Annotated in this window: 21 protein-coding genes; 14 read left to right on the top strand and 7 right to left on the bottom strand. The window is 45.6% G+C overall.

The annotated features are described in order from the left end of the window. Positions 1-61 precede the first annotated feature (61 nt). Both GO755_RS32715 and GO755_RS32720 read left to right on the top strand, forming a co-directional pair. On the top strand, positions 62-925 hold the full coding sequence (locus GO755_RS32715) for a sugar phosphate isomerase/epimerase family protein (protein ID WP_157589651.1): 864 nt from the start codon (positions 62-64) through the stop codon (positions 923-925). 43 nt (positions 926-968) lie between these two features. Continuing rightward, a complete protein-coding gene (locus GO755_RS32720; protein ID WP_157589652.1) occupies positions 969-2312 on the top strand; it encodes a Gfo/Idh/MocA family protein in 1344 nt (447 codons plus the stop codon). A 250-nt stretch (positions 2313-2562) separates the two neighbouring features. Here GO755_RS32720 and GO755_RS32725 read toward each other — a convergent pair whose 3' ends face one another. The 4 genes from GO755_RS32725 to GO755_RS32740 all read right to left on the bottom strand — a co-directional run bounded on the left by GO755_RS32725 (position 2563) and on the right by GO755_RS32740 (position 4962). After that, positions 2563-2961 (bottom strand): hypothetical protein, encoded by a 399-nt coding sequence (locus GO755_RS32725; RefSeq protein WP_157589653.1) that lies wholly within the window; start codon positions 2959-2961, stop codon positions 2563-2565. A gap of 98 nt (positions 2962-3059) precedes the next feature. Beyond that, the gene (locus GO755_RS32730; RefSeq protein ID WP_157589654.1) at positions 3060-3245 is read right to left on the bottom strand and encodes a CsbD family protein; all 186 of its coding nucleotides are present in this window, start codon (positions 3243-3245) and stop codon (positions 3060-3062) included. A 59-nt stretch (positions 3246-3304) separates the two neighbouring features. Further along, the gene (locus tag GO755_RS32735; RefSeq protein ID WP_157589655.1) at positions 3305-4447 is read right to left on the bottom strand and encodes a flavin-containing monooxygenase; all 1143 of its coding nucleotides are present in this window, start codon (positions 4445-4447) and stop codon (positions 3305-3307) included. Positions 4448-4512: 65 nt separating this feature from the next. Then, positions 4513-4962 (bottom strand): DUF2147 domain-containing protein, encoded by a 450-nt coding sequence (locus tag GO755_RS32740; RefSeq protein WP_157589656.1) that lies wholly within the window; start codon positions 4960-4962, stop codon positions 4513-4515. Between the two features lie 201 nt (positions 4963-5163). On the opposite strand from GO755_RS32740, the gene GO755_RS32745 reads away from it, so the two are divergent. The 5 genes from GO755_RS32745 (at position 5164) to kynU (ending at position 11374) form a co-directional block, all read left to right on the top strand. After that, the gene (locus tag GO755_RS32745) at positions 5164-5691 is read left to right on the top strand and encodes an acyl-CoA thioesterase (protein ID WP_157589657.1); all 528 of its coding nucleotides are present in this window, start codon (positions 5164-5166) and stop codon (positions 5689-5691) included. A gap of 117 nt (positions 5692-5808) precedes the next feature. Beyond that, positions 5809-7080: a dicarboxylate/amino acid:cation symporter gene (locus GO755_RS32750; RefSeq protein WP_157589658.1), complete on the top strand. Its 1272-nt coding sequence runs from the start codon at positions 5809-5811 to the stop codon at positions 7078-7080. Between the two features lie 119 nt (positions 7081-7199). Next, positions 7200-7712: a hypothetical protein gene (locus GO755_RS32755; protein ID WP_157589659.1), complete on the top strand. Its 513-nt coding sequence runs from the start codon at positions 7200-7202 to the stop codon at positions 7710-7712. Between the two features lie 257 nt (positions 7713-7969). Further along, positions 7970-10024: a M3 family metallopeptidase gene (locus tag GO755_RS32760; RefSeq protein WP_198175001.1), complete on the top strand. Its 2055-nt coding sequence runs from the start codon at positions 7970-7972 to the stop codon at positions 10022-10024. An 87-nt stretch (positions 10025-10111) separates the two neighbouring features. Then, the gene (gene kynU / locus GO755_RS32765) at positions 10112-11374 is read left to right on the top strand and encodes a kynureninase (RefSeq protein WP_157589661.1); all 1263 of its coding nucleotides are present in this window, start codon (positions 10112-10114) and stop codon (positions 11372-11374) included. Between the two features lie 69 nt (positions 11375-11443). Here kynU and queG read toward each other — a convergent pair whose 3' ends face one another. Beyond that, positions 11444-12397: a tRNA epoxyqueuosine(34) reductase QueG gene (gene queG / locus GO755_RS32770; protein WP_317166006.1), complete on the bottom strand. Its 954-nt coding sequence runs from the start codon at positions 12395-12397 to the stop codon at positions 11444-11446. Between the two features lie 249 nt (positions 12398-12646). On the opposite strand from queG, the gene GO755_RS32775 reads away from it, so the two are divergent. The 5 genes from GO755_RS32775 (at position 12647) to GO755_RS32795 (ending at position 17782) form a co-directional block, all read left to right on the top strand. After that, entirely contained in the window at positions 12647-13243 is a 597-nt protein-coding gene (locus GO755_RS32775; RefSeq protein WP_157589678.1) for a nucleotide exchange factor GrpE, read from the top strand. Between the two features lie 83 nt (positions 13244-13326). Then, positions 13327-14490: a molecular chaperone DnaJ gene (dnaJ, locus tag GO755_RS32780; protein ID WP_157589662.1), complete on the top strand. Its 1164-nt coding sequence runs from the start codon at positions 13327-13329 to the stop codon at positions 14488-14490. A gap of 85 nt (positions 14491-14575) precedes the next feature. Beyond that, the gene (locus tag GO755_RS32785; RefSeq protein ID WP_157589663.1) at positions 14576-15076 is read left to right on the top strand and encodes an anthrone oxygenase family protein; all 501 of its coding nucleotides are present in this window, start codon (positions 14576-14578) and stop codon (positions 15074-15076) included. Between the two features lie 126 nt (positions 15077-15202). After that, positions 15203-16018: an alpha/beta fold hydrolase gene (locus GO755_RS32790; RefSeq protein ID WP_157589664.1), complete on the top strand. Its 816-nt coding sequence runs from the start codon at positions 15203-15205 to the stop codon at positions 16016-16018. Positions 16019-16183: 165 nt separating this feature from the next. Beyond that, positions 16184-17782 (top strand): Na+/H+ antiporter, encoded by a 1599-nt coding sequence (locus GO755_RS32795; protein WP_157589665.1) that lies wholly within the window; start codon positions 16184-16186, stop codon positions 17780-17782. Positions 17783-17867: 85 nt separating this feature from the next. On the opposite strand, the gene GO755_RS32800 is transcribed toward GO755_RS32795, so the two are convergent. Both GO755_RS32800 and GO755_RS32805 read right to left on the bottom strand, forming a co-directional pair. Beyond that, complete coding sequence (locus GO755_RS32800; RefSeq protein WP_157589666.1) at positions 17868-20825, bottom strand: glycosyltransferase family 117 protein; 2958 nt, start codon at positions 20823-20825, stop codon at positions 17868-17870. A 173-nt stretch (positions 20826-20998) separates the two neighbouring features. After that, positions 20999-21880 carry a bifunctional 5,10-methylenetetrahydrofolate dehydrogenase/5,10-methenyltetrahydrofolate cyclohydrolase gene (locus GO755_RS32805; protein WP_157589667.1) on the bottom strand — a complete coding sequence of 294 codons (882 nt, stop codon included), beginning with the start codon at positions 21878-21880 and terminating at the stop codon, positions 20999-21001. Positions 21881-22393: 513 nt separating this feature from the next. Between GO755_RS32805 and GO755_RS32810 the strand changes: the two genes are divergently transcribed. Then, on the top strand, positions 22394-22828 hold the full coding sequence (locus tag GO755_RS32810; RefSeq protein ID WP_157589668.1) for a toll/interleukin-1 receptor domain-containing protein: 435 nt from the start codon (positions 22394-22396) through the stop codon (positions 22826-22828). Positions 22829-23043: 215 nt separating this feature from the next. Further along, positions 23044-23886: a ClpXP protease specificity-enhancing factor SspB gene (locus GO755_RS32815; protein WP_317166008.1), complete on the top strand. Its 843-nt coding sequence runs from the start codon at positions 23044-23046 to the stop codon at positions 23884-23886. Positions 23887-23908: the final 22 nt, after the last annotated feature.

Below are 23908 nucleotides of genomic sequence, written 5' to 3' on the forward strand. Positions count from 1 at the left end.
TGAATGACAGTAGAAAAAAGCTAATCTGGTTTTTTTAGGTAACTAACAATCCGTTTTTCTAATGACTTCTCGTCGATCGTTTCTGAAAAATGCAGGCGGCTCTATGGCCCTTGCAAGCATAAGTCCGGCAATTACTGCTACCGAGGCCCCTGAAACCCTTGGTGCTGCCGGTGATGATCTCTTTAAATTAGGTATGGCTGGATTCAGTTTTGTTAATTTCAAACTGGATGAGTCGCTGGCCATGATGCGAAAGACGGATGTACATTACCTGTGTATCAAGGATTTTCATCTTCCCTATGCCAGTACTGCCGAAGAGATTGCCGCTTTTCATGAAAAACTAAAGCAGTCGGGGGTTACGGGCTATGCCGTAGGGCCAATCTACATGAAAACGAAGCAGGAGATCGACAATGGATTCGACTATGCCAAGCGTGTGGGCGTAAACATGATCGTTGGGATTCCGAACCCTGAAGATCTGCCGTATATCGACAAAAAAGTGAAGGAGTTTAATTTTCGCTATGCGATCCATAACCATGGACCTGATATTCAATTGTTCCCTAATGCGAAATCAGTTTATGACGCCGTGAAAGACCTGGACCCCCGGATGGGCCTTTGTTTTGATATGGGTCATGATAAACGGTATGGCGATGACCCGATTGCCGATCTGGAGAAATACGCCAAACGCATTTTCGATATTCACCTGAAAAACGTAACAGCTGCCTCGAAAGCAGGTACTACTTGCGAATTGGGTAGGGGTGTGATTGACATACCGGCATTCGTGAGTATGTTGCGAAAAGTAAAATACGAAGGCTCCTGCAGTCTGGAATATGAAAAAGATATGAAAGATCCCCTCGCTGGCATTGCAGAATCGGTTGGGTATTTCAAAGGCGTTTGTGATGCCACGAAACAAGGAAAACGGAAAGCGTAACGCGGCCGACCACCCGAGCTATATATTAAACAACCTGTAGTCAATGGAAAATTCACGAAGAGAGTTTATTAAAAAAGCAGCTTTAGGTACCGCTGGTATTACCGTTGGCGGATTGGCAAACGGTATGTCGGCCAAAAGCTACGCTAAAATAATTGGTGCCAATGAGCGGCTGAACGTCGCTATTGCTGGCCTTGGTCGACGGTTGGAAGCGTACTACGATCCCATTGGGCGAAAGGATAGCAATGTGGAACTGGTATACATGTGTGATGTGATGAAAAAGCAGCGTGAGGCTGCGATTCAGAAGTTTTCGAAACACATTACCTACACGCCGAAGCTGGAAAATGACATTCGCAAAGTCATTGCCGATAAGAACGTCGATGTGCTGATCAATGCCACCCCCGATCACTGGCACGCGCCCGGCACCTGGCTGGCTGTGCAGGGTGGCAAGCACGTATACGTCGAAAAACCCTGTAGCCACAACCCCCGCGAGGGCGAAATTCTGGTTGAACTCCAGAAAAAATCTGGCAAAATAATTCAGATGGGCAACCAGCAACGTTCTGCCCCAGAGTCCATTGACATCATTGGCCAGATTCATAATGGTGTAATTGGTCACGCTTATAAAGCCGTTGCTTTTTATGCCAATAGCCGGGGCGAAGTACCTGTTGCCAAAAAAGCGCCCATTCCCGACGGACTGGATTGGGACTTATTTCAGGGTCCAGCTCCACGCACTGAGTATACCGATAATACCTGGGACTATAACTGGCACTGGTATAACTGGAACTACGGAACCGCCGAAGCTGGCAATAATGCTACGCACGAACTGGATGTAGCCCGGTGGGCACTTCAGGTTGAATTTCCAGAATATGTGACTGTCGAAGCTGCCAAACGCCATTTTCCAGAAGATGGCTGGAAGGTTTATGATACTATGGACGCGACCTTCCGTTTTCCGGGTGATAAAATCATCAAGTGGGATGGCAAAAGTCGAAATGGTCATAAAACATACGGCAGCGATCGCGGAACCATCATTTATGGTACGAATGGCTCAGTCTACGTCGACCGAAATGGCTATACGCTGTTCAGTCGCGAAGGAAAGATAATTAAAGAAAGTAAGTCGAAAAGTACTGAAGCCGGAACGGCTTTAGGGGGTGGGGGCGATATGACGACACTCCACATGATGAACTTCTTTGATGCGATTCGGGGCAAAGCCAAACAGAATTCTACCATTGAACAGGGAGCCCGGAGCACGCTGTTGTGTCATCTGGCAAACATTTCTTATCGAACCAATAAATCATTTGCCGTCGACTCAAAAAATGGGCACATTCACGATGCCGACGCGATGAAATTATGGAGTCGGCAGTACGAGAAGGGTTGGGAGCCGCCGATGTAATGTAATTGGTAGAGTCGTTAAAATAAGTGGAGTGAGTGAAGTAAGAAACAACCTACTTCACTCACTCCACTTATTTTAACGACTCCACTAAACTTATAGTTGAGATTTTGTTTTAGAGCGAGGTTGTTTTTCGGAAGGAGGATAAAAACGTACAATCTCTTCATTTTCATTATACTGATACATTTTCCCTTTATAACGAAATGTAGCTCCCACCATCGTAGGATTAATAACAGGCTCATTAATGCCTAATTCATTGTCCAAATTTGCCTTTGAGGTTTTTGTCGTGCCTTTCCCAGCGTTGGTGAATATCTTTGTTGTTTGTGGCATAGCATGTAACAATTATAGCAAACAATTTATCGCAATCTTCCCGCTTTCCCAAGTAAAACACTGCATAATAATATCGGCCCTCGTAACGTGAAATAGCGTAATACTTCTTTTTAGCGTCAGCATATTTCTCGATTAAAACGTTCCCCTGATTCAATACCTTAGTGATTTCGCTGAACGAAAGTCGGTGAAAGCGTTTATCGTCGGGTTTGTTAAGATCCAGAAGGTATTTTTCCAGATAGTGATCTAGATTAACAGTTTGGAAGAAAATCTCGGCTCGGCCCTGATCGGTATAGATAGCCTTATTTTTTGGATGATGATTCATGAGTCCGCAAGATAAGGCTATTCACTAAATCGTTCAAATTAGATACAAAAAAGCCGAAGCTTGCGGGCCCCGGCTTTTTCTATGAATTGTCAATTTGACTATAAATCAGCAATTGCTTTGTTGATTTCGTCTTTCGTTTTTCCAGTCTTCTGTTGGATTTTACCCCACATTTCGTCTTCCTGACCTTCCTGATAGGTTAGGTCGTCATCGGTTAGGTCGCCGTAGGCTTGTTTGATTTTGCCTTTTAATTCGTTCCAGCCACCTTTGATGGTTGTCTCGTTCATGATCGTAATGTTTATAACGTTGATTGGTTCTCGTAATCACACTGATTACAGGAATAGAACTATGCCGGGATGGAATTGTTTTCGGCAATATGGTCAACAATACGTTCCGAGTCTTTATTGAGAAGGTTGAGTACACCAGTAACGGGAACAGAAAAGCCTAAGAAATAGAGGCCCCGTAAGTCCGCGTCGTCGAACCAGAGTTTTTTCGGGTAACCGCGTTCATTCAGAATTTGCGCCGATAAAGTGTCCCCCAGAAAAGAAGCCAGTCCTGTCCGGTAGCCGGTTGCCAGAATAATAGCATCGAAGGGTAATTCGCGCCCATCCGTGAAGATTACTGTTTTGGCATTGATACGGTCAATACTCGGAACAACCGTAATGTTACCCGCCTTAATCTGGTCGATTGTGCCAATATCAATGACGGGTGTTTTCCCGCGTCGGTTGTCGTATGTGGGAGGATGCTTTGGTTTGCCGAGTCCGTAGACAGATACATCGCCTACGCTCAATTGTTGCGTCAGTTTCGCCAAGCGATCGCAGAGCCAATTCGGTAGCTTGCTCAGTAGGATGGCGATGGGCTGGGCAGGCCGTCCAAACACTTCACGACGAATGATATTGATCGGACTCCGCACCGAAATAAAGGGCTTCGCACCATTCTCCAATAAATCCAGCGCAAGTTCAGCTCCTGTGTTGCCCATTCCTACAACCAGCACATTCTCATTTCGGAAGGGCGCCCCATTGCGGTATTCATGACTATGCCAGACGACACCCCGAAAATTGCGCTGACCGGGTAACTCCGGTGCATTCGGTACGCGATTATAACCTGTAGCTACAATTACCCGATCCGCTGTGAATGTATCGGTCTGCGTTTGCACTTGCCAGGTTCTGTCTGATTGGTTCCGACGAATATTGACAACTTTCTGGTTGAAATTCGGCTTTATGTTGAAATGTTCGGCGTACCGTTCAAGGTATTCAACGAATTGTAAACGAGGAACATACGTCGGATAGTTGGCCGGAAAAGGCAAATGCGGCAGGGCCGAGTATTCTTTGACTGTATGAAGATGTAGCCGATCGTAGTGATTTCGCCAGGAGAAACCAATATGGTCGCTGGCTTCAAGCACTGTAAATGGCAGCCCTCGGTGAGCCAGCCGCCCAGCTATAGCCAGCCCCGCTGGACCAGCGCCGATGATGAGTGTTGTAGGTTCCAAGTTTTTTAGTTCAATGTTTCAAGTTAAGTCATTAAGGTGGAACTTGAAACCTGGAACATTATACTTTACTTTATCCTCGTCCAGGTCTGGGTTTTACCGAGCAGCGAAATGCCTACATACCCACGAACGAGGAGCGTATTGGGGTCTTTAAGGGTCATTTTACAGTTATATTCTTTGCCGTCTTCGGGGTTGTAGATCTTGCCATCGCTCCAGACGTTACCCCCGTCGTATTTGAAATTATACATCAGAACCATATTCATCAACGGGCGCGACTGTTTCGATTGATCCGTATTTTTCTCGTCGGTACGGGGTTTTCCAGTAGCGGGATCGGTTGGTTGACCCAACCAGACGAGCTTCCCGAAATAGGTGCCCCCCTGTTTATAAATCTGGACGTGTCCTTTTTTTGTACCATTCAACCAGGTCCCCACAACCGCATCCGAATCGTCGGTAAATGTGAAGGAAGTTAACCCAATCAAGAGCGCCACAAGGGGCAATGCATAACACAGACCTTTCATACGTGCTTAGGAATTGAAATAAAACGGAAAATTTGCTGTACTAACGTAAATATTGCACAAAAAGTCTGAACCGGGATTTTTGTGATTGGAATGATTTACTTGATTTTGTTTAACATTGATTGTTTAAAATGACCTATCTCAAAACAACTGATAGATAAAATCAGGAAAATCATTTCAATCCAGTAAATCCCAGTTCAGACAATGTTCAAACGTGACCCCAACCGCAGCTACCCAACCGAAACCGAATCACGGGTAATTATCCGTTTTCAGGACTGCGATCCGCTTCAGCACCTTAATAATGCTAAATATTTTGACTACTACTTCAATGCCCGCGAAGACCAGGTTGCTAAACTGTACGATTTTAGCACTGGTCAGTTATTCCGGGAATTGAAAACAAGCTGGGTCGTTTATCAGCATCAGATCGCGTATGTCCGACCCGCACAAGTGAGCGAATGGGTACGCATCCTATCGAGGTTGATTTATGTGAATGAAGACACTACCGTGACGGAGTATATCATGACCGATGATGGTAAATCACACCTCAAAAACGTTCTTTGGGTGACATCCAAATATGTCAGCGTGGCGACCGGCAGACGAATCCCGCATCACGACTGGGTAAGGGAATTACTTGACGCGATTATTGTCCCGAATGTGGATTTCCTAAGCCTGAATTTTAACGATCGTATTCACGAGATCAAACAGCAGGTTGTGCAGGCGCATGCTCTGTAAGTCAAAATGAGTAGTGGATAATTATTCCCCCCATCGTTCATTCCATTCTTTCCCATCTTCAATTAGTCATTTTACCGCACGGGCGGCTCTGATTATCTATTTACAAACATTTATAAAATGAAACTCCTCAATAACCTCACCGTCCGCGTACTACTTGCCATTACACTGGGTATTCTGACCGGTTATTTCTTTCCCGAAACAGCCGCGAAGTTGAAACCTCTGGGCGATCTCTTTATCAACCTGATCAAGATGGTTATTGCCCCCATTATTTTTCTGACCATCGTGTTGGGAATCAGCAATATGGGCGACCTGAAAAAAGTGGGTCGGGTAGGAGGGAAAGCCTTACTCTATTTCGAGATTGTGACGACCGGTGCATTGGCTATCGGACTCATCCTGGCAAACGTGATCCGACCGGGTGATGGAGTTCAGACGGCCGCTGTGAAAGGGGGAGATATCAGCAAATACACCGAACAGGGTGCGGGTATGGACTGGACGGAATTCTTTCTGCACATCGTTCCGAATAATGCTATCAAAGCCTTCGCTGAGGGAGACATCTTACAGGTGCTGGTCTTTTCGATGTTATTTGGCGTGGGACTGACACGTATGGGTGAAAAAGGTAAACCACTGATTCAGACCTTCGAACGACTATCGAAAGTGTTTTTTAATATTCTGGGTGTGGTCATGGTACTCGCTCCGCTGGGCGCGTTTGGCGGAATGGCCTTTACAATTGGGAAGTATGGACTGAGTACGTTGCTGCCATTAGCCAAGCTGATGGGCACCGTTTACGCGACCATGATTCTGTTCATTTTCGTTATCCTAAATCTGATTCTCCGCTACTACAAAATCAGCCTGTGGGCGGTGCTTAAGTTCATCAAAGAAGAACTGCTGATCGTGCTGGGGACCTCATCTTCAGAGTCGGCATTGCCCCAAATTATGGACAAACTCGAAACGCTGGGCTGCTCGCGGTCGGTGGTGGGGTTGGTTGTTCCGGCCGGGTATTCGTTTAATCTCGATGGCACTACAATTTACTTAGTGATGGCAACGATCTTCCTGGCACAGGTATTTGGCGTTGATCTTACACTAGGGCAGGAATTGACGATCATTGGTATTCTGATGGTAACCTCGAAAGGGGCAGCGGGGGTAACGGGTAGTGGATTTATCGTGCTGGCCAGCACCCTGACCGCCATCAAGGTGATTCCGGTAGAAGGACTCGCACTGCTACTCGGCGTGGATCGGTTTATGTCCGAAGCTCGTTCCATCACCAACATCATTGGGAACACAGTTGCCACTATTTTCATCGCCAACAACGAAGGAGAATTCGACCGGACGAAATATGAACGAGTGCTGAAAAGGGAAGCGGAGAATGAATTGGCTGATTATAAGTATTAGATTATCAGTGATTTGTTAAAAATCGTACCACATATTTATACTTATTTGTAGAATTAATTAAACCATTTCATGCGTGGTTGTTCAAAGGGACAAATACAACCTGAAAACAATACACTGCCATGAAAAAAATACTGCTGACTGGCGCTACGCTGGTCGTTCTTCTCTCGACCAGCGTACTTGCTCAACGTTACGGCTATCCACAATCGTCGCCCAACAATACTTATCCCCAACAGCCTGGCTATAACCAGCCTGGATACAGTCAACCGGGTTATAATCAGCCAGGTTATGGCCAGCCCAATTACAACTACGATTACGACGACTACCAGTTCGATCGCCACCTCGACTGGTGGGATCGTGAGCTGAATTTGACTCGCCGGCAGGAGCGGGAAATTCGTAGAATTCGTGATCGTTTTAATCAGCAAACCCAGAACATCGATTACCGCGATCCCCGGCAGCGTGATTTTTTCCGGCAAGCGCGTCAGCGCCAGTTCATCGATATGATGGCCGTACTTGGGCCTCAACAACGAGATCAGGTTATCGCGCACATGCGCCCTTTCGAAATGTCACCTGGACAGCGTTCAGCACAACGAGGTCGTGGAAATGGCTATGGTTCGGGCTATGGACGGTACTAATATTGAGTAGAATAGAGGAAGGGAGTGTAGAAAAGGTCGACCAGATTGGTCGACTTTTTTTTGCGTTTTCCGCTCGCAGAATTAGGCAACCGCCTGTGCAACATAGCGTTGTCAAAATTATCTTTATTTCGTATTTTTCCCGGAAACTCATTTTGCAAAACTGTATGTTTACTCGTCAACGAATCAAACAAACGGGCGTACTTCTGGCGGTTGTCACAACGACAACGTTTGCTCAGCCGTCGCCCCCTCAACCCAAGATGCCGCAAAATCCATTCTTAGTACCGTATTCGACACCCCACCAAACGGCACCATTTGACAAGATTAGCAATGCCGATTACCTGCCCGCCCTAAAAGATGGGATGACTCAGGGACGTAGTGATGTCGCTACGATTGTGAATAATCCAGCGCCACCAACCTTTGAAAATACCATTATTGCCCTTGAGCGATCGGGCGATCTGCTGGGTAAGGTTACGTCGGTATTATTTAATTTGAACAGTGCCGAAACATCGCCCGAGCTTCAGAAAATTGTCAAAGAAGCATCGCCAATGCTGAGTGAATATCGGAATGATATTGGCCTGAATGAGAAGCTGTTTGCCCGGGTGAAGGCCGTTTATGATCAACGTGCCAGCCTGAAACTCAATCCCGAGAGCGCTATGCTTCTCGAAAAAAGCTATAAAGGGTTTGCCCGAAACGGCGCAAATCTGGATGCAAAAGGCAAGGAGCGTCTACGAGCTATCGACAAAGAACTGTCGCAATTGTCGCTGCAATTTGGCGAGAATGTACTCAACGAAACAAACGAGTACACGATGCTCGTGGCCGATGAGAAAGACCTTGCCGGTTTGCCCGATTACGTTCGGGAAGCAGCCAGGGCAACGGCAAAACAAAAAGGTAAAGAAGGATGGGTGTTTACCTTGCAGGCCCCGAGTTATGGGCCATTTATGCAATATGCCGATAATCGGGAGTTGCGTAAAAAACTGTATATGGCCTATAACGGTCGTGGTTTCCATGGCGACAAAAACGATAACTCGGCCATTATTCAGAAAATCGTGAATCTGCGTTATGATCGGGCAACCTTGCTGGGCTACAAAACCCACGCTGATTTTGTGCTTGAGGAGAGCATGGCCGGTTCGAAAGACAAGGTGCAGAGTTTCCTGGATGAACTGGTAACCTACGCCCGCCCTGCCGCCGAACGCCAGTTGCTCGAACTAACAACGTACGCTAAAGCTCACGGACTTACGGAAGATAAACTACAGGCCTGGGATAATAATTATTATGCCGAGAAACTGAAAAAGGAGAAATACGACCTTGATGATGAGACATTGAAACCGTATTTCAAACTCGAAAACGTTCTGGATGGTGCGTTTACGGTGGCTAATAAACTATATGGCATCACGTTCAAAGAGCGCAAAGACATTCCGGTTTACAACCCCGAAGTAAAAACGTTCGACGTTTTCGATAAGGACGGTAAATTTCTGGCCGTGTTCTATGGTGATTATTTCCCCCGTCCCGGCAAACGTAGTGGCGCATGGATGAACGACATACAGGGGCAGAAAGTCGAAAACGGCGAGAATATTCGCCCACACATTGTCAACGTCTGCAACTTCACACGTCCCGTCGTGGTATCGACAACTGAAACCAAACCTTCTTTGCTTACTTTCTACGAAGTAACGACCCTGTTTCATGAGTTTGGCCACGGTTTGCATGGCATGTTAGCCAACGGAACGTATGAAAGTTTGAGCGGTACGAGCGTTCCCCGCGATTTTGTGGAATTGCCATCGCAGGTGATGGAAAACTGGTGCTACGATCCTGAAGCGCTCAAGCTCTTTGCCAAGCACTACCAGACGGGCGAAGTAATTCCGAATGAGTTGATCGAAAAAATTCGCGCTAGCCAGAACTTCCTCGCTGGTATGGCGAACCTGCGGCAATTGCGTTTTGGATTGATCGACATGTATTATCACAACCAAAAACCAACCGGCGAAACGATTTCGCAAGTTGAGAGCCGGATTGATTCTGTTACCAACCTGTTCCCACATGTTGATGGAATCGCCGTAAGCCCAGCCTTCTCGCACATTTTTGCCGGTGGTTATTCGGCGGGTTATTACAGCTACAAATGGAGCGAAGTGTTGGACGCCGATGCATTTGAGTTCTTCAAGGAAAAAGGTGGCTTGGAGAACAAAACAGCCGCCGATAGTTTCCGGAAGAATGTACTGGAAAAGGGGGGTAGCGAAAAGCCGATGGAGCTCTACAAGAAATTCCGGGGTCGCGAACCATCACCCAAAGCAATGCTACGACGAAGCGGGTTGATTTTATAAACAACACAAAATGGGCGACCAATTATTGGCCGCCCATTTTGCTTAAGTTGCGGAGTATTTTTTTACAACCAGTTGATAGCCCAACCGATGACCTACGAAAATTCGTTAGCCTTTGCGCAAATGCTCGATCAGGCCGACTCATTCCGCAATTTTCGCGACCAGTTTCATATTCCCCAGCGTAATGGTGTACCGCTAACCTATCTCTGTGGCAACTCACTAGGGCTGCAGCCCCAAACCGCGCGGACTGCATTGAATCAGGAGCTGACCACTTGGCAGAATCTGGGTGTTGAAGGATGGTTTGACAAATCTGAAGGGGCCGAACAGCCGTGGCTCGGTTATCACAATTCCTGTAAAGATGCGTTATCCCACATTGTTGGGGCTGAACTGTCGGAAGTGTGTCCGATGAATGCGCTGACTGTGAATCTGCATCTTCTGTTGGCTTCCTTTTATCGTCCGACTGAAAAGAAATACAAGATTCTGACGATTAAAGGGGATTTTCCGTCGGATCAATACGCCCTGGAAACACATATTAAACATCATGGCTTCGAGCCTGCTGATGTGCTTATTGAGATAGCTCCGCATCAGGACGACCGGTTGATTCACACGACCGATATCCAACACGCCATAGCCGAACATGCCGATTCGCTGGCCCTGATCTGGATGAGCGGATTAAACTACTACACAGGCCAGGTTTATAATATGGCCGTCATTGCCGAAACTGCCCAAAAACACTGTATTCCCGTTGGATTTGATTTGGCGCACGCTGTTGGAAATGTACCGCTACGGTTGCACGATTGGGGTGTCGATTTTGCCACCTGGTGTTCGTATAAATACCTCAATGGTGGTCCTGGGGCCATATCAGGGATATTTGTTCATCAAAAACATCACGACCAGAACTTACCAAGACTGGCAGGCTGGTGGGGTTATCGGGAAGATAAGCGATTCGAAATGACACCCGGTTTTTTGCCCGCACCCGGTGCAGATGGCTGGCAAGTCAGCACGCCCAATATTCTGGCGCTGGCACTACATCGGGCAGCTATTTCGATAACGGCAGAGGCAGGTATGGTAGCTCTCCGGCAAAAAAGTGAACAGCTAACGGGATTTCTGGAATATGTTCTAGCGCCCTTTGATGAAATTCAGATTCTGACGCCCGACGACCCAAACCAACGCGGTTGTCAGCTATCGTTGTTAGTCCGCAAAAATGGCAAAGCGCTATTTAATCACCTGACCGAACAAGGTATTATTGGAGACTGGCGCGAACCTGACTGCATTCGGCTAGCACCAACTCCGCTTTACAATACATTTGAAGACGTTTGGCGGGTTGGAGAAAGTATAAAGCAGTTCTATTAAAAAAAACAGGAACGTTGATGATGCGGATTGAGTGGATTTTCTTTCTCTAATCATCCATGTAAACTCTGCTCAATCTGCGTCATCAGCATTCATAGGTTGATTAAACGCAATGTTGCGTTTCAGTCCTTCCAGTTTTGTCCGCTTCACGGCCGACCGGCGAAAGATTTCCCGGAATACATCTTCCGTTATATCGATCCAATCTGTTTTTGTCAATGCGGCCAATTCGGGATGGGGATCGAAAGCCGGGGTCTGATGGGGGCGGGCAAACCGATTCCAGGGGCACACATTCTGACAGATATCGCAGCCGAAAACCCAGTTGTCGAACTTCCCCCGAACCTCCTCCGGAATGGCCTCTTTCAGTTCAATTGTAAAGTACGAAATGCATTTACTGCCATCTACGACATAAGGACCGACAATAGCATCAGTCGGGCAGGCGTCAATACAGCGGGTGCAGGTGCCACAATAATCGGTGATAGGACCGTCGGGTTCTAGTTCGAGGTCGAGAATTAATTCGCCAATAAAGAAGAAAGATCCGATTTCACGATTAATCAGATTCGTGTGCTTCCCGACCCATCCCAAACCTGCCCGTTTAGCCCAGGCTTTATCCATGACTGGTGCCGAATCGACAAACGCCCGCCCGCCTACTTCACCGATTTCGTCATGGATATAGGCCAGTAAATCTTTCAGCTTATCTTTAATAACAAAGTGATAATCTGTTCCGTAAGCATACTTAGACAGTTTTAAATCATCCTTGTTCTCGGGCAATTTCTGTTCGGGATAATAGTTTAGCAGCATCGTTACTACCGACTTTGCATCATCGACCAGCAGGCGCGGATCGAGCCGTTTGTCGAAGTGGTTGGCCATGTAGTTCATCTGGCCATGCATCCCGTTTTTGAGCCAGGCTTCCAGGCGTGGCGCTTCATCCTCCAGAAAATCCGCTTTGGCTACACCGCAGAAGTCAAAACCCAGCTCAGTAGCTTTAGCTTTGATCAACTGCGTATAGTGATGAGCGAGTGCGTGCACGAGAATAGAATCTACTGTTTTGTTTTTTGTCGGACCGGGTGCCCGGAGCCAGGACAAAAAACAAACAGATTTACTCGAAAGATAAATCCTGTAAATCACCGAAAATCAGGCAAATCCCGATTCAGATAGCAGCCAAATCGTGTAAATCAAGGGGTATGCACTGTGCCAACTTGTCAGGAAATGCGGTTTTGGCCAGCCTTTTGCCCATCTTTGTCTATGAATTTCTGGAAACGAAATAGAAGCTCATCAATGGAAAATAAAGACATTTTGGACGAACAAGCGTCTATGGATACTCCACAACCTGACAACCTGGCAACTGAATCGGGAGACAGCGATGACGCTGTGACAGCTACCTCTGAAGAAACCTCAGAATCGACTTCGGCAGAAGGTTTTATAGCTGAAACCAACAAAATCGGCAGTGAATTAGCTGAACTTAAAGATAAATACCTCCGTTTATACGCTGATTTTGAGAACTTTCGCCGGCGTACAGCTAAAGAAAAACTTGACCTCATCAGTAATGCCAACGAGGGCGTTTTAAAGGCGCTTATCCCAGTTGTCGACGATTTCGAACGGGCCATGCAGTCTATCGAAAATACCAATGACGTTGCTGCATTGAAAGAAGGTGTTTCGTTGATTTATACGAAATTATTCAAGACGCTTGAAAGCAAGGGGCTAAAACCAATGACCTCAAAGGGCGAGCCATTTAATGCAGATCTGCATGAGTCGGTTACGCAGTTCCCAGCCCCCAGCGATGACCTCAAAGGGAAAGTCATTGATGAAATAGAAAAAGGATATTACCTGAATGACAAGGTCATTCGGTTTGCAAAAGTGATTGTAGGAAGCTAAAAAATGTATGATGTATGATATAGGATGTATGACTGTCGAGTGCAAACCATACATTCTATATCATACATCATACATCTCTATTCATGGCAACGAAGCGCGATTATTACGAAATTCTGGGCGTTGATAAGAACGTCTCGGCCGAAGATCTCAAGAAAGCCTATCGCAAGATGGCTATCAAATACCATCCCGATAAAAACCCTGACGACCCCACCGCCGAAGAGAAATTCAAGGAAGCGGCTGAGGCTTACGACGTCCTGAACGACCCGAACAAAAAAGCCCGTTATGACCAGTTTGGTCATGCAGGAATGAGTGGTGCAGCAGGAGGATATGGGGCTGGTGGTCCGACGATGGACGATATTTTTAGCCAGTTTGGCGACGTCTTCGGCGATGACTCTCCCTTTGGAAGCTTCTTTCGGGGTGCTCAAGGTGGTGGCGGTGGACGCCAACGTGTACGACGGGGCTCCGATCTACGCATTAAACTGAAACTGAATTTACAGGAAGTTGCCAACGGTGTTGAAAAGAAGATTAAGGTAAAGCGGCACGTAACCTGTAATACCTGTGGAGGCAATGGCTCTAAAAACGGAACTGCGGTACAAACCTGTTCAACTTGTCAGGGCACCGGTCAGACGCGCAAGGTGGTAAACACTATGCTCGGTCAGATGGTATCGACCAGTACTTGCCCGACTTGTAATGGCGAAGGCAAAATTGTAACGGATCGTTGCGACGCCTGCTTTGGCGAAGGCCGTGTACTGCAGGAAGACGTTATCCCAATCAAGATCCCTGCCGGTGTAGCAGAGGGCATTCAACTATCTGTAGGTAGCAAAGGGAATGTGCCCCCACGCGGTGGTGTTGCGGGTGACTTACTCATTGTCATTGAGGAGGAGGAAGATGCCGATCTCAAACGTGACGGTAACAACGTCGTATTCGATCTGTATGTCAGCTTTATCGATGCTGCTATTGGTACAAGTGTCGAAGTGCCTACTATTGACGGTAAGGCGCGCATTACGCTTGATCCCGGTACGCAGAGTGGCAAGATGTTACGCCTGAAAGGAAAGGGAATCAAAGAATTAAATGGCTATGGTCGGGGCGACGAAATCGTTCATGTCAATGTTTGGACTCCGAAAGTACTTTCGGCTGAAGAACGTACCATGCTGGAAAAATTACGTAACTCACCGAACTTCCAGCCCAAGCCAAATAAGAACGAGAAAGGCTTCTTCGACAAGATGAAAGACTTCTTTCACGGTTGATTGAAACTAACTAATTTAACGGCGGTGCCAGACTCTCAACTCTGGTACCGCCGTTTTTTTGTTCATGACGCTGAAAGTATAGACCATGCCAACCTTACCAACGATTATACTCACCTGCGCTACTCTGACAACTGCCTTAGTAGCAGGTCTTCTGTATGGCTATTTTTGCTCCGTAAACCCTGGTCTAAATCGCTTGTCCGACACAGCCTATCTGTCAGCAATGCAATCGATTAATCGCGCTATTCAGAATCCGATCTTCTTTGCCAGTTTTATGGGAACGCTGATTCTGCTGCCCATTAGCACCTGGCTACACTATAGTCAGCCTGTTTCGCTTCGATTTTACCTGTTGCTTGGGGCAACTATTCTATATGTTGCGGGCGTGTTTGGCGTCACCGTTATAGGTAACATTCCCTTGAATGAAGGGCTGGAGGCTTTTAATTTACAGGGAGCTTCCGCTGAAGAAATCGCTACTCAGCGTGCAAGGTTTGAAATGCCCTGGAATAACTGGCATACAGTCCGAACGATTGCCTCCATGCTGGCACTTGTATTGGTAATCATGGCCTGTCTTAATCAGAAAACAGAGTAGTTGGACGAATCATAGATAAGTATAGTGGTCGACAGGAGTCGAAGCGAGTTTTCTGTTGACCATTGTTCTTGTTAGAACCAATCGACCTAATTGCGGTTCTTTACTTACTACAAAACTCAATGTTGTATGAAATCGCTTATTCACGACGAAACGGCTATGCATTACGTTTTAGCCGGTAGTAAGTTGCCAACGCTTCTGTTCGTTCACGGGGCCGACATCAATCTCACGTATTGGGATGCGCAGCTTGCTTACTTTGCTGACCAGTATAATGTAGTGGCTCTTGACCTGCCTGGACATGGAAAGTCTGGCCGGGATAAGAAACAGTGGTCGGTAAAAACGATGGGACAGTATGTGGCAACGTTCATAAAAAGTCTGAACCTGGAGCAGGTTATTTTAATTGGACACTCCATGGGTGGCGACGTAAATCTGGTAGCCGCTACGACCTATCCTGCTCCAGTTATTGGCTTCATTGGAATTGATAATTTCAAGAATGCGGGTCAGCCGTTGGCACCAGAATATCAGCAACAGAGTAAGGAAATTATACATAATCTGCATACCGATTTTGCCAACACCAATGAGCAGTACGCCCGAATGGTCTTGCTGACTCCTCAAACACCCGATGCTGTTGCTACACAGGTAGTACAAGATTATCGAAGTGCTTACCAGCCTATGACAATTGATGTTATTGAGGAAGTTTTCAACGATTTGTACCTGACAGAACGTGAGCTCTTGCCCAAATTGCCTTGCAAACTGCATCTGATCAACGTGGATTATATGCCAACCCAGGAAGAGCCTTTACAGCAATATGCAACTACTGGGTATACTTTTCATCACATGGCAGGGACTAGCCATTTTCCCATGATTGAGAACCCGGACGAGCTGAATAAGAAGCTTGACGAGGTTATCAGGGAAATTAGGCAGGAAAGTAACGAGAAAGCCTAAGTAAGAATAAGCGTCAGTTTAGCAAAGTATTGCTTGGCTAATTGGCCATATAGTGCATAAATCCAGAAAAGCCCCGTAGACTTTTATCGGGGCTTTTTCGTAGATTAAGCCACTAATTAGGGTATTCCTCTCGTATAGTTTTTTCCTGTTTGCTATTGAAAACGTATGCATCAAACCCTGTTGCTTTGCCTGGCATTAATGCTCGCTGTCTCGTTGCTGGTAATGATAGGACAGCGCCTGCGTATTCCAGTTCCTATTTTTTTAGTAATAAGTGGCCTGGTCGTCAGCCTCATTCCAGGCATTCCGCGGATTGAGGTTGATCCCGAACTCATCTTTTTGATATTCCTGCCGCCTTTACTATACGAGGCCGCCTGGTTTACATCCTGGAAAGAATTCTGGCGCTGGCGACGCATCATTATTGTCCTGGCCTTTGGTTTGGTCATTTTTACGGCTTTTGCTGTGGCCTATGTATCAAGTGCCGTAATGCCTGGATTTACACTGGCAATGGGATTTCTGCTGGGCGGTATTATCTCACCACCCGATGCTGTTGCGGCTACGTCAGTTTTGAAAGAGGTCAACATTTCTAAAACAGCCATTAGTATTCTGGAAGGGGAAAGTTTAGTAAACGATGCTGCCAGTTTAATTGTATTCCGCTTTGCGCTGGCCGCTGTATTATCGGGTACGTTTGTCTGGCAGGAGGCTTCCATTGATTTTTTGGTCGTTACGTTTATGGGGATCGTTGTTGGGTTGGCGGTGGCATGTGTGTTTTACGCCATTCATCGATGGCTCCCTACTTCAACCCGTATAAGTATCCTGCTAACATTCCTGGCCCCTTATATTATGTACATGACTGCCGAAGAATTTAAGGTATCAGGCGTTATGGCTGTTGTGAGCGGAGGCTTATTTCTCTCAAATCAGAGTCATGTAATCCTGAACCATAGTTCCCGAATTCAGGGGACGGGTATGTGGGCTACGGTTGTTTTTGCTCTAAATGGGTTAGTATTTATTCTGATTGGGCTTGAGCTACCGGTCATTATTAACGGCCTGGACGGCTATTCTAAAACGGAAGCAATTTTGTATGCGCTGCTGGTTACGTCGGTTATCATTGTCACCCGCATGTTATTTACGATATCGGCTTCCTACTTTACGCAGTTTATTGGGCGATACATTACTGTAGCCCAGCGCAATCCTGGTTTGCGGGGCCCTATTGTTCTTGGCTGGGCTGGTATGCGTGGCGTTGTGTCATTAGCATCGGCCTTGTCGATTCCGTTGACAATGGGAAATGGGGAGCCATTTCCACATCGGAACCTGATTCTATTCATCACGTTTGTGGTCATTCTGGTCACGCTGGTTTTTCAGGGACTTACGTTACCACTTGTTATTCGATGGGTTCAGCCCAAAGATCTTGTCAAGCGTATACCTGAAGATGAGCAGGATACAAAGATTCGTCTAAAATTGCTGAAGGTTGCGTTGAAACACCTTCATGAAAACTATGCCGAAGAATCGGGTAGCAACGAATTAGTGGAGAATCTAAAGAATCGGATGGAAAGCGATCTGCATCAGACAAAACGGCATCTGGATTCTTTAGAAAGCGATGGCGAAAACGTCGCTCAGTATAATGAAATCATGACCGATATCATCAAAGTTAAGCGAGATGAATTGCATCGACTACGTAGTAAACAGGAATTTGACGACGAGGTGATTCGAAAAGAAGAAGCTCGAATGGACCTGGAAGAAGAAAAGCTCGATCACCCGATTCGTTGATTAGATCATTCATTGATATAGTGACATAAAAATGCCCAGAATGCATCAAGCTTTCTGGGCATTTTTATGTCAATCCTAGATTCTATCACCCAAAGGCATTAATATGCTTCTGGAAGATAGCTTCGTATTTGTTAGCCGCGGCCGTTTGCTTGGCTTCCTTACAGGCTTCTACAATTGTTTGTAGAATATAAAGGTCAGAGTCGGGGCTGCCGAAGCGATTTCCATTGCCGCTCTTATCATAAGTCAGCGCCTGGTCAGCACGATTCGCCATGACGTCAGCAATTTCAAGGGCCTTCTTGTCGTCACCAACTTCAAACAGGAACCGTACATAGTTCGACGAAATCTGGTCATATGGAATACTTTTATCTGGAATAACCTTCAACGAATAGTTGAGGACCTCACGAGCTTTAGCTTTATTCCCTTCACGGATAAGCTGATCGGCCAGACGGAAGAACGCAATACGAGCCGAAATAACCGGTGGTCCTTTGTAAGTCTCGTCGTAATACGTGTTTGGGTTGTCGAAATCACGCCAGAACGTCTTCTTGGTCATGTTGGTATACATAACGTCGGCATTTACATAGCCATCCGTAGCACCCGGAACGGCCACCGGCATCAACCGGTACGCATAACCCTCTAACTGCATGTAGTTCTTCAGACTCAGGTAGTTATCGCTCGCCAATGTGCTGGAGAAGTAAATAGGCCGTTTCCAGTTATTGCTGGCAATAATGTCGAGCATGATGAGGTCAGGCTTGTAGAGATCCTTCTTGCCGATGGTCCACTGCAACGTGTCTTTCATCAATGGCCGTAGTGGCGCAGGAACAAAATTTGCCTGATCAACGGCGGCTTTATCAATCGGCAGGAACAGCACCGACGAAGGCAGGATGCTCGTCATATCGCCATTGGTGAGTGGTACCTGAACGGCCGGATTACTGGTCTTAATCAAGCTGATATACTGCTTGAGGTCAATACCATTTTTCACGCCCGGCACTTCATAGAAGGGCACAATGTCGTTTTTACCCTTGTTGAACTGGTCAAACTCTAACGAAATCGGCAACGCATCCGACTGGTACGTTTTGCGTTTCATTTGCTGGATGTACCATTCCGTACCCAGCAAGCTCAGGTTACACACACGCACGTCGGTACGGAAGCCTTCAACCTCCTGCACATACCAGAGTGGGAAGGTATCGTTATCGCCACCTGTAAAGAGAACCGCGTTCGGCGCACAGGAATTAAGCAAATTCTTTGCAAAATCGACCGATTGATAGCGGTGGTCACGATTGTGGTTATCCCAGCTCTTGGCACCCATCATGACAGGTACGAGAAGGCTTAGGCCAACCACCAGACCATTGCGGGCAACGTCTGATTTCAGGGTATTACGCAAGCCTTCGGCAATGGCCATCACGCCCAAACCGAGCCAGATCGCAAAGAAATAGAACGAACCTACGTAGATATAATCCCGTTCGCGCGGCTCCGATGGGGGCGAGTTCAGGAAGATTTGTAAGGCGATTCCGGTGAACAAAAACAGCAAGCCCACAATGATGAAATCGCGACGGCGACGGAAATATTGGAACGCAATCCCGAATAACCCCAGCGCAAACGGAAGCATGTAAAAATTGTCCCGTGCCTTATTGGTCTTCAGTAAGTCCGGTGCGCCATTGTCCGACGACCAGGGCAGAAGGTAACCTGCGCCTTCTTCATCACTTTCTCGTCCAGCGAAGTTCCACATCAGGTAACGCCACCACATGTGTCCTAACTGATAGCTGAACAGATATTTAATATTATCGCCCATGGTTGGTTTCTGCCCTTCGGCAAGGCCCAACATCTGGCGATAAAGCGCGGGGTGATTTTGCTGGCTGCTGTACACACGTGGGAACAGCATCTCATCGCCAGGAGCGTAAATGTATTCGGGTTGATGGTCGAAGACGACGTATTTGTTGCCTTCTTTTTTCCACATGGCAGCCCCCTGTTTCTGGTCAACTGGTCGGGCCGTAAAGACTGGTCCGTACAACAGCGAACGACTTCCGTACTGTTCACGACGTAGATACGACAGGAAGTTCAGTTCATCGCTGGGGTCGTTTTCGTTGATAGGCGGATTGAACTCAGCCCGTACCAGCACCTGCATGTACGATGCATAGCCGATCAGTACAAACGCCAGTGCCAGCAAGGCGGTATTCATGATCACATGTCTCTGCCGAGCCGACCAGATAATACCATATACGATAGCGCCGATAAAAACAACAGTGAAGAAAATAGCGCCGGAAGTGAATGGCAAGCCGAATGTATTGACAAACAACCGCTCAACAGCAAATGCCATCCCTGGTAATCCCGGAATAATCCCCGCGTTGATAATTCCCAGAACGACCAGCCCAATACCGCCTGCTATAACACCTCCCCAGAATGTAGGTTTCGGTTGTTTTTTGAAGTAATAAATCAGCGCAAGGGCGGGTAAGGTAACGAGGTTCAGTAAGTGAACACCAATGGATAAGCCTGTTAGGTACGCAATGAAAATAAGCCAGCGATTGGCGGCCGCGTCATCGTTGATACGTTCCCATTTGAAAGCGGCCCAAACCACGATAGCCGTGAAGAAGGATGACATACCATATACTTCGGCTTCAACGGCCGAGAACCAGAACGTATCGGAGAATGTGTACGCCAGGGCACCCACCGCGCTCGTACCAATAACCAGTAGCGTATCAGCGGTTGTGTATTCACTCTCTGGTTTGGCCAGGAGTTTCTGAGCCAGCATGGTAATGGTCCAGAACAGAAATGCGATGGTAAAGGCGCTGGCAAGTACCGATGCCATGTTTACCCAGTAAGCCACATTGGTCAGGTTGCCAAACGACATCATGGAGAAGAGCCGGCCCAGCAGGAGGAAAAATGGCGCCCCTGGTGGGTGAGGTACCTGAAGCTTAAATGAACACGCAATAAATTCGCCACAGTCCCAGAAACTGGCGGTTCGTTCGACGGTCATCGCGTAGGTAACCAGCGCAACAACGAAAACAAGCCAGCCTGTGAGGGTGTTCAGGCGTTTGAATGACTGCATATAAATGAAGATTAACGGACTGCTTTTGTGTAAGTAGCGGCCTAATCCAGGCCGGGCCAAAAATACGCAAAAAAGCAGCCCGACCGGGTTAGGACGAGCTGTTAAAGTTTGTTAAGTATGTGTTCGTCGTATTTGTAGTTCGTAGTAATCTACTATATACGAACGGCTACTAATCACTGATAAATCTCCTTACGTGCCGCTTTCAGCGTATTCTGCATGAGTGAGCAGATGGTCATCAGCCCAACGCCACCGGGAACAGGTGTGATGAAACTCGTTTTTGGCGCTACTTCGTCGAATTTAACGTCGCCTTTCAGGGCAAAGCCGCTTTTCTTGCTGGCATCGGGTACGCGCTCTAGCCCCACATCAATGACCACAGCACCTTCTTTCACCATATCGGCGGTAACGAATTCTGGTTTGCCGAGTGCTGCTACTAGGATGTCAGCCGAGCGGCAGATTTCGGCGAGATTCGTTGTCCGGCTATGCGTGAGCGTAACTGTACAGTTGCCGGGATAGGTATTTCGTTGCATCAAAATCGACATTGGCAAGCCTACAATCTGACTCCGACCTACAACCACGCAATGCTTGCCCGAGGTCTGAATGTCGTACCGCTTAAGCATTTCCAGCACACCCTGCGGAGTTGCCGAGACGTAGGCGGGTAAGCCTTTTGCCATCCGACCAATATTGATCGGGTGGAATCCGTCTACATCCTTGGCAGGATCAATGGTTTCCATGACACGGTCGGGATTGATGTGGTCTGGTAGAGGAAGTTGCACAATCAGACCGTCCATATCAGGGTTTTCGTTCACCTCGCGAACTTTAGCAAGCAACTCTTCTTCCGAAACCGACGGGTCGAATCGGATGAGTGTGGAGTGCATGCCGACCTCTTCGCAGTTTTTCATTTTCGAGGCCACATAGGTTTCCGAAGCCCCTTTGTTGCCAACCAGAATAGCAACGAGGTGCGGAATTTTGCCGCCCTGTTCGCGTATCTGCGCGACATCTGCCGCAATTTCCTGTTTAATTTGGGAAGAAAGAAGTTTACCGTCTAATAGTTGCATATAAAATTTAAGTTACTGTTAACCAGTAGTTTAATTTAAGTTAAATGGATGTGAGGTACAAATAAGATACACATTATATCAACTATTTCATTAATAGGACATGCAATTAGTTACGAAAGTACAATCTTGAGCCTGATATTGGATAGTATTATTGATTGTATTTAAGTAGTGACTCTCAAGTGTTGATTACGCTTTGATAGACGGGTATAGGTTCTCTTTGGATAAGTGATAAGGCACATTTGCTTTCGAAGGCTAACTAGCTATCTGTTCATATTCGAGCCAACAGAATGCCATTTAGTGACAATATCATGCTAAATGGAGATAAGTTTATTTTGTTTATATTATATAATTGTATTATTGGTCATTTAGTTGCTATTGTAATTAGTAGAACAATTGTTAAAATATGACACCTTAAAGTAATTATTGCTATTTTCTAAGACTAGAATTAAATTTGAAATGGGAAAATAGATTGGTCCTGACAAATCTGTATATATATAACTCTATCTTTCTTCTATGTCGACATCTAATTTAACCCTATTCGTCTCTTATAGCCACGAAGATGAAGCAGTGATAAAACCCCTTGTTGACTTGTTACGCACAAAAGAAGGTCTAGTCTTTTTTGACAGAGATTCTATTTTAGCTGGTGACGAATGGAACCCCAAAATATTAAGTGCTATTGATAGCTGCGATAAATTTATTGTTTTTTGGTCTATTAAATCTGCTGAATCTTTTTATGTTGAAAAAGAATTTACACGAGCTATAAATGATAAAAAAACTATAATACCTATTTTATTAGATGGTACTGAGTTGCCTCAATCTTTAGCTCGATTTCAATGGATTGATTTGGAAATTTTAACAAAAAATTCTAGTCGAAAAATAAAGATAATATGGCAAGCTATTAAAACTTTTGTCATTAAAAATCGTGTGCCAATAAGCCGATTAGGGTAGAGTATTTTAAATTTAGCAGCTCAGGTAATTCGGCGACGTATTGAACTTGAAAATAATAAAAAAATTATTGCCCACTCATTATATACTTCTAGCAGTGACAAAATCGAAAATACTACAATAATTAATTCTAATAATCAGACTGATTCAGGAAATGATTTTTCTGGAGATTTAATATAGATTTTTAGAGAAACCAACTGAATATAGATCAAGTTTTCATTAGCTATGCTAGAGAAGATTGGCAATCTGCAGATAGGCTATACATGGATCTTAGGCGTGCCGAAATTGATGCTTGGATAGATACCAGATGCTTACTACCGGGACAAAACTGGAAAAAAGAAATACCAACAATAATTCAAAATTCAAAATTGTTTATTGCCCTTATATCAAAATATTCTCTAAATAAGAGAGGCTATATACAACGAGAAATAAAATATGCATTAGAAGTGCTAAAAGAGGTACCTAGCCACGATATTTATTTTATTCCCGTCAGGCTTGATGAATCAATACCTTATGATGAAGGATTATTAAATTTAAATTGGGTAGATTTATATCCTTCATATTCAGAAGGTTTAAGAAGAATCTTGACTTCATTAACTAATTTAAATAAAAAACCATTAGAATTTCTTAGCCCGGTTAAATCCATACTTTCCGAAGAAAACAGTCTAATTATTGAGAATCCTAATGACCATAAATATCTGACATTTGGAACAAGGCATGCCATAAATTATACGCCTTATAGGAAATTTAGTGATTATGTGAAAGATTTTATTGAAAAACTTCCAAAATCCGCTATTTACTCAGGTCTGAATTACTTATATTATATAACACTATTAACAAAATCGGAAGCTGTAGTTTTGCCTCCATTCTTACTTGAAAAATATCCGAATAACATTGTATTGGTACTTCAACATAGATATACAAACTTAAAAACAGAAAAAGACTATTTTACTGTAGATTTGTGGTTTGATAATAGTCGACATAATTTAAAGATCACATATGAATCAATAATACAAATTGTAGTTCCTACTATAGGGCTCAATATAGAAAAAGTTATATAGAATTTTCTACAATTTATTCGAT

It is taken from the genome of Spirosoma arboris, assembly GCF_009754945.1.
Taxonomy (GTDB): domain Bacteria; phylum Bacteroidota; class Bacteroidia; order Cytophagales; family Spirosomataceae; genus Spirosoma; species Spirosoma arboris.

Excerpts from the sequence above, each read along its gene's own strand:
- GO755_RS32715 (WP_157589651.1), top strand. The coding sequence starts at position 62 with ATGACTTCTCGTCGATCGTTTCTGAAAAATGCAGGCGGCTCTATGGCC.
- GO755_RS32720 (WP_157589652.1), top strand. The coding sequence starts at position 969 with ATGGAAAATTCACGAAGAGAGTTTATTAAAAAAGCAGCTTTAGGTACC.
- GO755_RS32725 (WP_157589653.1), bottom strand. The coding sequence starts at position 2,961 with ATGAATCATCATCCAAAAAATAAGGCTATCTATACCGATCAGGGCCGA.
- GO755_RS32730 (WP_157589654.1), bottom strand. The coding sequence starts at position 3,245 with ATGAACGAGACAACCATCAAAGGTGGCTGGAACGAATTAAAAGGCAAA.
- GO755_RS32740 (WP_157589656.1), bottom strand. The coding sequence starts at position 4,962 with ATGAAAGGTCTGTGTTATGCATTGCCCCTTGTGGCGCTCTTGATTGGG.
- GO755_RS32745 (WP_157589657.1), top strand. The coding sequence starts at position 5,164 with ATGTTCAAACGTGACCCCAACCGCAGCTACCCAACCGAAACCGAATCA.
- GO755_RS32750 (WP_157589658.1), top strand. The coding sequence starts at position 5,809 with ATGAAACTCCTCAATAACCTCACCGTCCGCGTACTACTTGCCATTACA.
- GO755_RS32755 (WP_157589659.1), top strand. The coding sequence starts at position 7,200 with ATGAAAAAAATACTGCTGACTGGCGCTACGCTGGTCGTTCTTCTCTCG.
- GO755_RS32760 (WP_198175001.1), top strand. The coding sequence starts at position 7,970 with ATGCCGCAAAATCCATTCTTAGTACCGTATTCGACACCCCACCAAACG.
- kynU (WP_157589661.1), top strand. The coding sequence starts at position 10,112 with ATGACCTACGAAAATTCGTTAGCCTTTGCGCAAATGCTCGATCAGGCC.
- GO755_RS32775 (WP_157589678.1), top strand. The coding sequence starts at position 12,647 with ATGGAAAATAAAGACATTTTGGACGAACAAGCGTCTATGGATACTCCA.
- dnaJ (WP_157589662.1), top strand. The coding sequence starts at position 13,327 with ATGGCAACGAAGCGCGATTATTACGAAATTCTGGGCGTTGATAAGAAC.
- GO755_RS32785 (WP_157589663.1), top strand. The coding sequence starts at position 14,576 with ATGCCAACCTTACCAACGATTATACTCACCTGCGCTACTCTGACAACT.
- GO755_RS32790 (WP_157589664.1), top strand. The coding sequence starts at position 15,203 with ATGAAATCGCTTATTCACGACGAAACGGCTATGCATTACGTTTTAGCC.
- GO755_RS32795 (WP_157589665.1), top strand. The coding sequence starts at position 16,184 with ATGCATCAAACCCTGTTGCTTTGCCTGGCATTAATGCTCGCTGTCTCG.
- GO755_RS32800 (WP_157589666.1), bottom strand. The coding sequence starts at position 20,825 with ATGCAGTCATTCAAACGCCTGAACACCCTCACAGGCTGGCTTGTTTTC.
- GO755_RS32805 (WP_157589667.1), bottom strand. The coding sequence starts at position 21,880 with ATGCAACTATTAGACGGTAAACTTCTTTCTTCCCAAATTAAACAGGAA.
- GO755_RS32810 (WP_157589668.1), top strand. The coding sequence starts at position 22,394 with ATGTCGACATCTAATTTAACCCTATTCGTCTCTTATAGCCACGAAGAT.